Raw genomic sequence first — 13,640 nt, forward strand, 5'->3', positions numbered from 1 at the left:
GTAATCCGGTATGTTATACGCAGTGCCGCTGGAAATGTTTCAATATCACTTTGCAGTTCAATGCGAATTCGCGATGGCTACCATTAAAAAATGGCAACCACATGACCGTAAATTCAACGCTATTGTGCGTAACCTGTTACCAGAACACCGTCACTAATGCTGATATTTAACACAGCAATGTGTTACAGGCTAATGATCGAAAATATATAGTCATTCCAGTTATCGCAGTCAGGCGTTTTCGTGCAACGACTGTCACTGTATCGGGCCAGAAGGTTTCTTTTATGCCACATTCACAAACTACCCCGATTGTTGTACGTACCGCGCAAAAAGCTGATATTGACGGGCTATGCGCCATCGAAGAGGCCGTTTTCACAACCGACCGCATGAAACGCGCGACATTTTCGCGATTTTTACGCCAACCCACCGCGCGGGTTCTGGTTGCGGATGCCGGAGAGGATGGCGTTGTCGGTTATGGCATGTTGCTCTTACGCTCAGGCAGTGGCACGGCACGTATTTATTCGCTGGCCATTTCCGAAAACTGGCGTGGCAAGGGTTTGGGAACACAGCTTCTGGCCGGGCTGGAAAGTGTCGCAATCGAGGCTGGTTGCGACAAGATGCGCCTGGAAGTGCGCGACGACAACCATTCCGCCCGTGCCATTTATGAACGACATGGCTATATCGACGTCGCCCTTTTGCCCGATTATTATGAAGACGGTGAAAACGGCAAACGCATGGAACGCCATTTATTTGATGCGACGTCGCAACTTTCGCCCGCCGTTTCAACTGGTGCACCGCTTATTCTGGTCGACCATTTGCGCGACCTACCGTTTAACGTGGCCGGTGCGCGGGTAATGAAGGTGCGCGATTACCTTGCCCTTGACCATGGCATTCGCAATCGCCGGGTGATTAACCTGTGCCATTCCTATGAATATTTGTCGCGCGGGTATTATTGCAGCCTTTTGGCCGCAGCACGCAGCGAACGCGTGATCCCCGAAGCCGACGTATTACTGGATTTAAACTGGAAGCGACTGCAAAAAACTGCCCGCGCACAAATTGGCCCCATGATTGCCGATGCGCTTAACAAACCCGGTGCCGAACGACCCGACCATATAGATGTTTATTTTGGCCGAACCACCGATAAACGCTTTCGCGACCTTGCCCAGCGCGCGTTTGACCAGTTTCGCTGCCCGATTTTGCGGCTGCATTTAAATGCAGGTGATAAAAAGCTGTTGCGCGAAATAGAGGCCCCATCGCTTCATCATCTTGATGCCAGCGAAATGCCCGCATTTGAAATCGCCCTGAAAGCCTATTTGCGTGGCCGGGTGCGCAAGCCGTCTCATGGGCGGGCACCCACTGCGCTTGTCGCCATTCTGTACGATCCCGACGAAATCCTGCCACCATCCGATAGCGATGCGTTGGCAAACTTTGTACAGGCTGCCGCCGATCTTGGCGCGCGGGCAGAACTGATAACGGCAAAGGATTTTCATCATTTATCTGAATTCGATGCCTTGTTGATCCGCGAGACCACAGCCCTGGACCACCACACTTACCGGTTTGCCAAACGGGCACGCAAGGAAGGCATCCCCGTAATTGACGATCCCGACTCAATCCTGCGCTGTACCAACAAGGTGTATCTGGCTGAATTGTTAAGGACCCATCATATCCCCGCCCCGCGCAGTGCGATTTTTGATAAACGCCGGATCGACGAAATTGGCAGCCAGTTTAACTTTCCCAGTGTCCTGAAAGTTCCGGACGGGTGTTTTTCACGTGGTGTTCGCAAAGTGACCTCGCGCGAGAATTTGCATCAGATCGCCGGAGAAATGTTCAAAAATTCCGAATTGCTGGTGATACAGGAATATGTCGAAACCACGTTTGACTGGCGGATTGGGGTTTTGGGCGGCGAACCGCTTTATGCCAGCCGCTATTTCATGGCACCCGGTCATTGGCAGATCGTAAAACATGAAGATGACGGCAAAAACTACGAAGAAGGCGGGTTTGAAACCGTTCCGGTCGAGGAAGCCCCGGCCGATATCGTATCAACCGCCCTTTCTGCCGCACGATTGATGGGCAACGGCCTTTATGGTGTAGACATCAAGGAAACGCCCTATGGCCCCATGATTATCGAAGTAAACGATAATCCCAGCATTGATGGCGGGGTAGAAGATGCGGTGATTGGCATGGATTTATATCGCCGGATCATTGCCCACCTGCTAGGCCAGATTGCCCAGCCCTGGACATTATAGACCAATCCACAAACACCTGCTTTAAGGCCCCTGCCATAAACAGCTATCGCCAGATAGTGGCAGGGGTTTTATTTTGGCATGTTGATAAAAACAGCAGCCTGCAATTTGGACCTGCCATAACGCGCCATCAAATCAAATTCATGACGCAGGATCGGCACCGAAACACAATCGCTGCCATTGTAGGGTTCGTCATCCTCGCCAATGTCGGGGTCGGTGACATAAACAAACCGGTCATCAAAACCAGACACCACAACCCAGTGCGGAATTTTATCACCGTAAATGCGATACTGGCTGATCAGAACCAGTGCCATTTGCCCATTGCTGCTATGGCGTTCAATTTCATCAATGCCAAACGCGCCTGCCGTAACCGGGATACCCGCCTTTGCAGCCTGATCCGTAAAATCATGATGCACCAGTTCAACCACTTTACGGTTTTCAGGCTTGCGCACCGTATCAACAAATAATGGTCCTTCACGCGATACCAGCACCTGCGCACCAAAACCGCGCCGATACGCCGCCAATGCCAGCCCCAACGGCCCGCAACCGCCATGCCCCGATGTCATGAAAATGGTGGTGGCTTCACGCCAGATCGCAATTTCGCTACGACGGTCCATTTCAATGGCCGGGTTCAACGCATTCATCGCCATCATTAACGATGCCGGGCCACAGGTGAACGGCAAAGTTTGATGGTAAAAATGCAAGGGAGACGGACGGTGCATTAATTGCGGAACCAGCACCTTTTCCATCCGCAAGGCAGGGCTATGATCGGGGAAATAATCAGGATACAGGGCAAATTCCTGATAGCCGTTTTTACGATACAATGAAATTGCTGCATCATTCTGCGGATGAACTTCAAGGCGCAGCATCGGCGCACCAAAATCCAGTGTGGCCTCTTCAGCGTGCCTCAGTAACATCTGCCCGATGCCCGCACGCTGAAAGGCCGGGGCCACCGCCATGCTGTATAAACGCGCCAATGCCGTATTGCGGCGATAAATCACCACAACATAGGCAATCACGACATCGGAACAAACCGCCACCCAAAAACCGGCCGTCGCACTGGCGATGAAATGCCGCATCGTCCGACGCGACATTCGATCCTGGTCAAAACAGATATTTTCGATACGCACCAGGTCGGCAAGGTCAACATCCGTTGCAGGGCGCAAAACGGTATCAGACATACACTTTAAACCCACAATCATCAGGGGTTTCGCACAAAAACAATGGCGATATTCCGGTTGCGAAACACGGCATATTGCCTCTGAAGCCCTGCCGTTGAACAGTGCAATTTACGCAATACGGCACGGCGTTAGCGCCGCCGGGTCCAGTTTGGATAGCGCATCATATTGCGATAAAAAAACCTGCCCGGCCAATTCATCAACAAAACCGCTAGGTGCCAAACGATCCATCACCGGGCCTTTGACTTCGGATAAATGAAACATTACCCCGGCATCGCGCAAGCGCGCATTTATTTCACGCAAACTTTCAAGGCCGCTGGCATCAATTTCATTAATCGCCGAACACATCAACACCACATGTTTCAATACGGTATTTTCCGCAATCAACGCGTAAATCCGATCTTCAAGAAACCGGCAATTGGCAAAATACAGGCTTTCATCGGGGCGCACGGTCAAAACCGATGTTCCCGTGGCCACATCATGGCGCAAAATATTGCGGAAATGCTCTGTCCCGGGCACCTGGCCTACCACGGCAATATGCGGGCGGCTGGTGCGATGCAAATACAGCATCAGCGACACCACAACCCCACCCATAATGCCAGGTTCGATCCCCAGAAACAACGTCAGTACAATGGTCACCATCATCGCGCCAAAATCGGCCCGCGAATAACGCCAGATGTGAATAATCGTTTTAAGGTCAACCAGTGTTAACACCGCCACAATAATAGTAGCCGCCAATGTGGCCTGGGGCAGATAATACAAAACCGGGGTTAAAAACACTGTCGCCCCGGCAATACCAACCGCGGTCATTAAACCGGCAGCAGGTGTTTGTGCCCCGGCATCAAAATTAACCATCGAACGGGCAAAGCCGCCGGTAACCGGCAAGCCCCCGGCAAAACCGGCACCCAGATTGGCCATTCCCAGCGCGATCAGTTCCTGGTCAGGGCGAATGCGCTGCCGCCGTTTTACCGCCAGCGTCTGGGCCACCGATATGGTTTCAACAAAACCGATCACGCTGATCAAAAGGGCGGGCAACGCCAGTTGACGCCACAAATCGGGGTTAAAAGACGGCGCGGAAAATGCCGGGAAACCTTGGGGAATGGTACCAACAATTTTAACACCCTCCGCCGCCAGATCGAAATACCAGCTCGCCAGCGTGGTAATAATAACGGCCAACACCGGCCCGGCCCGAACCACAAAAGTCGCCCAAACACCGGCTATGCCCAACCGGCACAAAACACGCCGCAGACCGCTTCGCACCCAGAACAAAAAACCAAGGCAGCCAAACCCCAAAAATGCGGTCAGGACATTCACCTTATCCGCGTGCGACACCAATCCCGCAAGAATCTCGGGCAAATTGCCGTCGGTTTTGGGCAAACCAACCAAATGACGTACCTGCCCCACCGCAATCAAAATGCCAGATGCACTGACAAAGCCGGAAATAACCGGATGGCTTAAAAAATTGGCGATAAACCCCAATCGGAACAGGCCCATTGCCAGCAACATAACCGCCGAAATGATTGCAAGGGTCATGGCGGCTAAAACCGGGCTTACCCCGGCAGGCAAATGCACAGCGCCAATAATCGAAGCCGTCATCAGGGAAATAAGGGCAACCGGACCAACCGCCAATGTCGCCGACGTGCCAAAAATGGCATAAGCGACCAGCGGCAAAATACTGGCATATAGTCCAACCTCAGGCGGCAATCCTGCAAGCATGGCATAGGCCAGACTTTGCGGAACCAGCATGATGGAAACAATAACCGCCGCGATAAAATCATTGACGGCGGTCTGCCGGTTATAATGCCGGCCCCAATCCAGAATGGGGAAAAAACGGGAAAGCGGGCGCAAATTTCATTCCTTTATCAGGGTGTTTACCTGCCGGTCTCCGTTCTCGCCATTTTCGCTGTTGCCCATATTGCATCGCCACACTTTGCCAGAATGATTGCAATCAAAACAGGGTGCCCGCAGACACCCTGTTTCCGTTCGGGCCCGACCGCATCCAGCATGCCCCAAAGCGGTGACATTGCGTGTCTGCCCGGCCCGAAATAATGGCTATATTCTAGCGGCGTGCATCGATCCGCGGGGCCAGGCCTACCATGTCATAACCGGCATTGGCAGCAGCGGTGACAATTTCTGGCGTGGTCATTTTATCGGCACTGGCAAGCGACCACAAAATGGTGCAGCGCGTACCGGTACGGCAATACGCGAAAACAGGTTTGGCAGCATTGGCAAGCGCAGTAGCAAAGGCATCTGCGTCACTGTCCTGAACATTGCCGCTAACAACAGGTAAAAATACTGTTTCAAGACCACACTGTGTTGCCTTGGCGCTTATTTCGTCAAAGGATGGCTGACCGGGATCTTCCTGATCGGGGCGATTGCACATGATCGTTTTAAAACCCGCCTCGGCAATGGCAGGGATTGCTTCAAGCGGTACTTGCGGCGATACGGTCAGATCATCACTCAGACGTTTCATAATATGGCATCCGTTTTTGTTAAATGACTGCCGCAAATATCCTTACAGAACATCCAGCGGCACCTTGATATAACGGATGCCATTATCTTCGGCTGGTGGCAACTCCCCGGCGCGCATATTTACCTGAACAGATGGCAAAATTAACCGGGGCATGCCCAATGTTGCGTCGCGATCAGTGCGCATGCGCACAAATTCTTCCTCGGTGACATCCTCGTTTAAATGAATATTGTTGGCTCGTTCGGCCGCAACGGTTGTTTCCCAGCAATATTCATCGCGCCCCGATGCCTTGTAATCGTGGCACATGAACATGCGGGTTTCGCCCGGCAAGGCCAGCAACCGCCGGGCCGAACGATATAACATATGCGCATCCCCACCCGGAAAATCACAACGTGCAGAGCCATAATCAGGCATGAACAATGTATCGCCAACAAACACGGCATCCCCAATCAGATAGGACATGCAGGCGGGTGTATGCCCCGGTGTGTGAATTGCACGGCCCTGCAAGGAACCAATATCAAACTGGTCGCCATCATTGAACAACCTGTCAAACTGGCGACCATCACGGGCAAATTCGGTTCCGGCATTAAATATTTTGCCGAACGTATCCTGCACGACAGTAATTTGCGCACCAATCGCCATGCTGCCGCCCAGTTTTTCCTTCAAATACGGTGCCGCCGATAAATGATCGGCATGAACGTGGGTTTCCAAAATCCAGTGCACTGTCAGATTATGATCCCGGACATAGATTATCATCGCATCAGCCGAAGCATGGCTGGTCCGTCCAGCCGCCGGGTCATAATCAAGCACACTGTCAACAATTGCGCAGGCCAGCGACGACGGGTCACACACCACATAACTGACCGTAAATGTGGCCTGATCAAAAAAAGCCGTCACAACCGGACTTGGCGACGTCGTTTCACCTGCCGTCTGCACCGGATCGATTGTCATTTTACGGCTCCTGTCGGTTTTGCGCCCCCGCCGGTTTTGCAGGTCCGGATGCCAAACATCCAGTATGCAGGGCAAAACCGAAAAATCGCCGTTATGGCCAAAACCGCACCAACCAGCAGCGACAGCCACGCATAGCCACCCATTGCGGCCATAACGCCGGTTTCACCGGCTAATACAAACGGCAACACCAGCAACACAATTCCGGCAACAAGGCGCACGGTTCGATCCAGACTTCCAAGATTAGTCATTAGAGCCTCCATTCATTGAGTTGGTTATTTTTTATATTATTAAATTATGTTTTACAAATGTTATTTACTCAATTTTTCGTGTGGAATATGTAATGGCTCCAGTTTTCAAATCGGGCCCCTGCCCTGACCAATGTTTTTATCCCGGTTGCGGGAACATCTACCCCATGCTAGCCGTATTACGGTTTCGCATCTGGAGATTGGTCTATGTCTGGTTCTACACCTGCCGGTTCGTTTGTGGATTGGCCCGAATGGCACAAAGCCAACCCGCAGCAGGGTTTTTCACAATGGCTAAAAGCAACTGTCGCCGATGACTGGCACGCCGTTACCCACCACCCCTTTACCGACGATTGGGGTCAGGGCAAGGTGCCCACCGAGAATTTGCGCCGTTATCTGGTACAGGACCATCGGTTTTTAGACCGTTTTGCCGCCTTGCTTGCCGGGGCGGTATCGCGCGCGCCGACACTGGCCGACCGCATTCCGGGCTGTCAGTTTCTGGCCCTGATTACCGGCAAGGAAAACACCTATTTTGAACGGTGTTTCACCGCCCTTGGCGTACGGAACAACCAACGTTTGGGCACACCTGACTGGGACGCTACCAAGGGCTTCAAAGACCTGATGGCAGAAGCCCTGGAAAGTGCCAGCTATGCCAATATGGTTGCGGTTCTTGCGGTTGCAGAAGGTACTTATCTGGGGTGGGCTGATCGGGTGGCAAAAACGGTTCCGACCAATCCGCCGCTGGATTTCTGGTTCTCCGAATGGATTGACCTGCATACCGGTGCGTATTTTGAAAGCGTGGTTGCCTATTTAAACGGTCAACTTGACGCAATCGGCCCCGATTTGAGCGATGCTGAACGTGCCGCCTGCCAGGCCCGTTTTGCCAGGGCGACCAAGCTGGAAATCGACTTTTTTGATACCGCCCAGGCAGGCGAATAATACCAAGCCATTAACACGGCAATTAAACAAAGGGCGGGTTGCATATCAACACCCGCCCTTATCGTTTCAACAGTTATCGATCCCTGCTCAGCTTTCCGACAGCTCCCGCTGGGCAGCACCGACAACCCGGTCGATATAATGGTTGCTCATGCCAATATAATTGGCCGGGTCGCGAACATGGTCCCAGTCAACCGGGGCGTTGCTCAGCGCGGGCAGTTCATCAAACATATTGCTGTGATTGTGCCGGGACCGCGCAATGGCCTGCTTGACAATCCGGTCCGCATCATCCCGCGCCATATGGCTGGCAAGGGCAAAGGTGGCCCCTTCCGCCAACATGGCACCATGTGAAATTTCCATATTTTCGCGCATTTTTTCAGCATTGATTTGCAAGGATGGCACCATTTCAGCCGCCAGTGCCAATGCCTTGCCGCTTGCCATAACAATTTCAGGCAGACTTAGCCATTCCAGCAACCACGCCGTGCCGCTACGCTCATGCTCGTGTATTTGCGAATGATAAAGATGCGACATCTGCGTCGCACTAAACCGCGCCAGCGTTACCAGCATTTCAGCCGATATCGGGTTCGATTTATGCGGCATCGTCGATGACCCGCCACCATCTGCCAGCGTAACCTCGGCAATTTCGGACTGGGCCAACAAAACCAGGTCCTGACCCATTTTACCTAACGCCCCGGTTAACATCGTTAACTTTGACGCCAGCTCTATCACAACATCGCGCTGGCTGTGCCACGGCATTTCAGTTGTATCCAGGCCCAGTTCGTCGGCCAGATACCGCTCAACACTGGCCGCATCATCACCTAATGATGCCAATGTTCCCGATGCCCCGCCAAACGACAGCCGCAAAAATTGCCGAACCGCGATCACCAGTTGATGATTCAGCCGCACCAATGGCAGCAGCCAACCCGCAGCTTTAAGGCCAAATGTGGTCGGCACGGCCTGCTGGCTGCGTGTGCGCCCGGCCATTATCGTTTGGCGATGGTCTTCCGCCAACCTCATCAGGGATTTAATGACCTTGCGTAAACGACGCCGTACGACAGCAACAACATCCCGCATTCGCAAAACCAAAGCTGTATCCACGACATCCTGGCTGGTGGCCCCAAAATGCACATAACGGGCATCATCGCCGCCAATTTCGGCTTTTAATGCCTTGACCAGTGCAGGCACCGGCACACCGGTACTGGCCGTTGAAGCGGCCAGCGATGCCGGATCAGGCGCGAAATCGCGGCAGATATCACCAATGCGTTTTGCCGCATCTGCCGGGATAACCCCAGCGCGGGCCTGCGCGCTGGCAAGGGCAGCTTCAAACAACACCATCGAAGCAATAACGGCGTCATCGGTGAAATAGCCAGCAATTTCGCCATCGGCAAAAAGCGGGCCTAGCAGGGCAGAATCAAATGGTGACAGGGTCATTTTGTTCCCCGTGATAAAATACAAACGCCATCATACCGGTAAAACCAACATGATGGCGCTGTTAATTCACAGTTAATCCGCAGTTAATTCGCGGTCAATTCAAGGGGAACATCCAGCGTGCAATTGCATCAACGCACCGCACATGCCATCAAAGCGGACTACACTGCTTCAAGTGCAACGGCAATGCCCTGCCCCACACCGATACACATGGTCGCCAGCGCATATTTACCACCCACCCGTTTTAACTGGCGGGCTGCCGTGCCGGTTATGCGGGCGCCAGACATGCCCAGCGGATGCCCCAACGCAATCGCCCCGCCATTGGGGTTCACCCGTGCATCATCATCGGCAATGCCCAAATCGCGCAAGGTTGCCAGACCTTGCGATGCAAAGGCTTCATTCAGTTCAATAACGTCAAACTGGCCAACATTCATGCCATAACGCGCCATCAGCTTTTTGCTGGCCGGTGCCGGACCAAAGCCCATGATGCGCGGCGGCACACCGGCGGTGGTTCCACCAATAATGCGGGCTATCGGGGTTAGGCCATATTTTTTAACCGCAGCTTCGGAGGCGACAATAAGGGCTGCCGCCCCGTCATTAACGCCCGATGCATTGCCCGCCGTCACCGACCCGCCTTCGCGAAACGGGGTGGGCAACTTTGCCAGTTTTTCGGCTGTTGTGCCGGGGCGCGGATGTTCATCCTTGTCCACGACAACCGCATCACCTTTACGTTGCGGAATGCTCACAGTAACGATTTCTTCGGCCAGAATACCATTTTCCTGCGCGGCAACTGCCTTGTCTTGGGAACGGGCAGCAAAAGCATCCTGATCGATACGCGAAATGCCAAAGTCCTCGGCCACGTTTTCGCCGGTTTCGGGCATCGACTCAACGCCGTATTGCTTTTTCATCACCGGGTTAACAAAGCGCCAGCCAATGGTGGTGTCATAAATTTCGGCGTTGCGCGAAAAGGCTGACCCCGCCTTTGGCATCACAAACGGCGCACGTGACATGCTTTCCACCCCGCCCGCTATCAGGATATCGGCCTCGCCCGCCTTAATCGCGCGGGCCGCCATAATAATGGCATCCATGCCCGACCCGCATAAACGGTTTACTGTGGTGCCTGTCACATTTTCGGGCAAACCTGCCAACAAAACCGCCATCCGGGCGACGTTGCGGCTATCTTCACCAGCCTGATTGGCACAGCCAAAGATAACATCGTCAATCGCAGCAAAATCAACATCGGGATTACGTTCGCACAAGGCGCGCAAGGGAATGGCGGCCAGGTCATCGGTCCGCACCGATGACAGCGCCCCGCCAAACCGGCCAATCGGGGTGCGGATATAATCGCAAATATAGGCGTCGGTCATTCTTTATTGCCCCTCGTGTGCGGCGTTGGTGCATGTATGCAGGTCGCACAAAACTTGTAATTCATGGTCAGATAGCACCGGCGTTTGGGCAATTTTATAAACAAATTCCACCTGCCAGCCGGTTGTAGCGATCATATCGCCACGGCTGATACCCGGGTGGATTGATGTCACGATAAAATCCTTGTCCGTCGGATGCGGTTCCATAATGCACAAATTCGTACTCAGGCGCGATGGCCCTTTGGTTGTTACACCATAACTTGCACGATCATCCCCACCCTTGCCATAGCCAAGCGAGGTGACAAAATCGATTTTTTCAACAAAGCCGCGTCTGCATTGTTTTAACCCCCCCCAAAAAACTCGCCGCAACCAGTCACCGGAACATTCCGGTGACTGGTAAAGTATTCACCGCCGTTTCGCGCAGTTCTTCATCACCAATCGATAACGGCAAAACGCCGGATTTTATGCAAATGATGCTGTCGGGTGCATGGCTAGGACCTGCGCGGTTACATGCCGCCAAGAGCAGACCGAGGCTGACAAAAACAACCTTCTTTACTGACAATCATGTTAAGGGCCACCATTGCCAGATCACAGCCAACCCGCCGTTCCGCTAAGATGTTGCGGCAAGTCTGCAAGCGGTATCTTGGTCAGGTCTTTGGTGATTTCACCTTCCACGGCCTCGGCAAGGGGTTTGGGCATTTTGGCACGCATTTCACCCATGATACGTGGCGGAGCAATAACCACCAGATTTTCAAATTTGTTGTGGTTTCGTTTGTCGGTCAAATAGCTCACCACATCGGCAACAAATTCGTCCTGCGCATGGCGATGCGGATCGGTCGAGGGGGGCATGGCATGACGTTGCTGGTTTCCACCGGGATTGGCAAAACCACGCCCCGGTTTATCGCTGGCAATTTCCTGGCTGGGGCGATTATCCGCCGACATTTCATGAACAATGTCCAAATGGCGGCCTTCGGCATCGCGGGTCACAGCAATGATATTGGCACGCCCGCCATCGGCCACGACGATCCACTGATTATTGTGCATGACAACCTGCCTTTTTGTTGTTGCTAACAGGGCCGAAACGCAAGCTGGCACGAGGATGTTCCGATTTTTAGACACAAAAAAAAGGGCCGCATTTGGCCCTTTTTTACGTTCAAAATCAAAGCATCGTCCGCTAGCGCCACGACAGCAACCATTTGTCCAGCCGCCCCAATAGCCACGATATGGCAAGCCCGAATACCGACAGGACCACCACACCGGCAATCAACTGGTCGGTCTGGTATAAGCTGCCTGCCGACAATATCAGCGCGCCAATACCATATTGCGCCCCGATCATTTCAGCCGCGACCAGCAAAATAATGGCGATGGACGATGAAATACGAAAGCCAGACAGGATAGTGGGCAAAGCACCAGGCAAAATGATTTTGCGCACAATCGACCAGGTCGACATGTCAAAACTTTGGCCCATGCGGATCAAATTGCGCGCCACATTATCCACCCCGCCAAAGGTATTGATGACAGTTGGGAAAAACACACCAAAACCGATGGTAGCAAATTTCGACGGCTCGCCAATGCCAAACCAGATAATGAAAAGTGGCAACAACGCAATTTTGGGAATGGGAAACAAGGCGGAAACCAGCGCCACACCGGGCGACCGCGCCCAGGAAAACATGCCGACCAAAAAGCCAACCACAAGTCCGGCAACCGTGCCCAGCACCCAGCCCACCGCCAGGCGCTGGCCCGATGCCGCCAAATGAACCCAAAGCTCACCACTAACAATTAATTGCCACAACGATTTGCTAACCGCAACAGGGCTGGGCATGGCAAGTTCGCTGATAAACCCGGTACTGCACCCGATTTGCCACAGAATAATCAGCACAACAAAGCTGCCCCATGCCGCAAGCGGATTGGAACGCGGGTTAAAACCAACCGCGCGGAAACGAACCGGTTCGTTCATGCTTTTTACAGGGTCCAGGTGATCAAGCGACATTTTCAAGTTCCTTGTCTGCGGCAATCGCCTCGTCACGGATCAATTCCCAAAGCGACGTTTCGTGCGCAACAATTAACGGATCGCCTTCTTGGCGCTGATCAATCGGCACATCTATTGTATGAATTTCCTTAATCGTGCCGGGGCGCCGACGCAATGCCACCACCCTGTGCGCCAATCGGACGGCCTCGTTCAAATTATGGGTCACATAAACGGCTGTCATGCCGGTGCGCGCAAACAGCGCGGCAAATTCGTCCAACAGCAAAATACGGGTTTGGGCATCCAGTGCCGATAACGGCTCGTCCATCAACAACACAGCCGGACGCACCGCAAGGGCACGGGCAATGCCTACACGCTGTTTCATCCCGCCGGATAACTGCTTGGGAAATGCATTGCGAAAATCGGTCAGGCCGGTTTGTTCCAACACTTCGTCAATACGCGCGGCCCGTTCGGCCTTGCTTAATTTATGATCTTCCAAAACCAGGCTAATATTGCCCGCCACGGTACGCCACGGCAAAAGGGCGAAATCCTGAAACACATAGGTTAGCGGGTTCAAACATCCGTCAGGCACAGGGCCACTGGCGGTAATTTGCCCTTCGCTGGGTTTTAACAAACCGCCAATGATGCTTAACAAAGTGGACTTACCACAGCCCGACGGCCCGATCAGGGCAACAATTTCGCCCGGTTCAATCGTCAGGTTTATATCGCGCAAGGCTTCAACCTGATCATAACGATGGCTGACACCGGAAATTTCCAGCCGCATAACCGGCCCTCTTTTATTTGATCGTAAAATGAAAAAACAAATGGACCGGCCCGTTTGCCGGACCGGCCCAAAATCATACCC

Annotated in this window: 13 protein-coding genes; 2 read left to right on the forward strand and 11 right to left on the reverse strand. The window is 53.1% G+C overall.

Annotated elements, in window-relative coordinates; all coding sequences use genetic code 11:
- Window positions 1-281: 281 nt before the first annotated feature.
- Window positions 282-2,243, forward strand: a complete 1,962-nt coding sequence (locus THS27_RS15415; protein ID WP_085592401.1) for a GNAT family N-acetyltransferase — start codon at window positions 282-284, stop codon at window positions 2,241-2,243.
- 68 nt (window positions 2,244-2,311) lie between these two features.
- Here THS27_RS15415 and THS27_RS15420 read toward each other — a convergent pair whose 3' ends face one another.
- From THS27_RS15420 to THS27_RS15445, 5 genes are all read right to left on the reverse strand, one after another.
- On the reverse strand, window positions 2,312-3,421 hold the full coding sequence (locus tag THS27_RS15420) for a GNAT family N-acetyltransferase/peptidase C39 family protein (protein WP_168184911.1): 1,110 nt from the start codon (window positions 3,419-3,421) through the stop codon (window positions 2,312-2,314).
- 108 nt (window positions 3,422-3,529) lie between these two features.
- Window positions 3,530-5,266 carry a SulP family inorganic anion transporter gene (locus tag THS27_RS15425; RefSeq protein ID WP_085592405.1) on the reverse strand — a complete coding sequence of 579 codons (1,737 nt, stop codon included), beginning with the start codon at window positions 5,264-5,266 and terminating at the stop codon, window positions 3,530-3,532.
- Between the two features lie 211 nt (window positions 5,267-5,477).
- The gene (locus THS27_RS15435) at window positions 5,478-5,891 is read right to left on the reverse strand and encodes a TIGR01244 family sulfur transferase (protein WP_085592409.1); all 414 of its coding nucleotides are present in this window, start codon (window positions 5,889-5,891) and stop codon (window positions 5,478-5,480) included.
- Between the two features lie 42 nt (window positions 5,892-5,933).
- Complete coding sequence (locus THS27_RS15440) at window positions 5,934-6,839, reverse strand: MBL fold metallo-hydrolase (RefSeq protein ID WP_085592411.1); 906 nt, start codon at window positions 6,837-6,839, stop codon at window positions 5,934-5,936.
- Entirely contained in the window at window positions 6,836-7,087 is a 252-nt protein-coding gene (locus THS27_RS15445) for a DUF2892 domain-containing protein (protein WP_085592413.1), read from the reverse strand. The genes THS27_RS15440 and THS27_RS15445 overlap by 4 nt, the downstream gene beginning before the upstream one ends.
- Window positions 7,088-7,291: 204 nt before the next feature.
- On the opposite strand from THS27_RS15445, the gene THS27_RS15450 reads away from it, so the two are divergent.
- A complete protein-coding gene (locus tag THS27_RS15450) occupies window positions 7,292-8,020 on the forward strand; it encodes a TenA family protein (RefSeq protein WP_085592415.1) in 729 nt (242 codons plus the stop codon).
- 87 nt (window positions 8,021-8,107) lie between these two features.
- On the opposite strand, the gene THS27_RS15455 is transcribed toward THS27_RS15450, so the two are convergent.
- The 6 genes from THS27_RS15455 to THS27_RS15480 all read right to left on the reverse strand — a co-directional run bounded on the left by THS27_RS15455 (window position 8,108) and on the right by THS27_RS15480 (window position 13,559).
- Entirely contained in the window at window positions 8,108-9,448 is a 1,341-nt protein-coding gene (locus tag THS27_RS15455) for a 3-carboxy-cis,cis-muconate cycloisomerase (protein ID WP_085592417.1), read from the reverse strand.
- A gap of 158 nt (window positions 9,449-9,606) precedes the next feature.
- Complete coding sequence (gene pcaF / locus THS27_RS15460; protein WP_085592419.1) at window positions 9,607-10,812, reverse strand: 3-oxoadipyl-CoA thiolase; 1,206 nt, start codon at window positions 10,810-10,812, stop codon at window positions 9,607-9,609.
- A gap of 3 nt (window positions 10,813-10,815) precedes the next feature.
- Entirely contained in the window at window positions 10,816-11,178 is a 363-nt protein-coding gene (locus THS27_RS15465) for a hypothetical protein (RefSeq protein WP_210402920.1), read from the reverse strand.
- A 219-nt stretch (window positions 11,179-11,397) separates the two neighbouring features.
- Window positions 11,398-11,853: a host attachment protein gene (locus THS27_RS15470; protein WP_085592421.1), complete on the reverse strand. Its 456-nt coding sequence runs from the start codon at window positions 11,851-11,853 to the stop codon at window positions 11,398-11,400.
- Between the two features lie 130 nt (window positions 11,854-11,983).
- Window positions 11,984-12,799 carry an ABC transporter permease gene (locus tag THS27_RS15475; RefSeq protein ID WP_246832980.1) on the reverse strand — a complete coding sequence of 272 codons (816 nt, stop codon included), beginning with the start codon at window positions 12,797-12,799 and terminating at the stop codon, window positions 11,984-11,986.
- A complete protein-coding gene (locus THS27_RS15480) occupies window positions 12,789-13,559 on the reverse strand; it encodes an ABC transporter ATP-binding protein (protein ID WP_085592423.1) in 771 nt (256 codons plus the stop codon). Before THS27_RS15480 ends, THS27_RS15475 begins: the two co-directional genes overlap by 11 nt.
- Window positions 13,560-13,640 lie beyond the last annotated feature (81 nt).

The sequence above is a fragment of the Thalassospira sp. MCCC 1A01428 genome, assembly GCF_002115825.1.
Lineage (GTDB): Bacteria > Pseudomonadota > Alphaproteobacteria > Rhodospirillales > Thalassospiraceae > Thalassospira.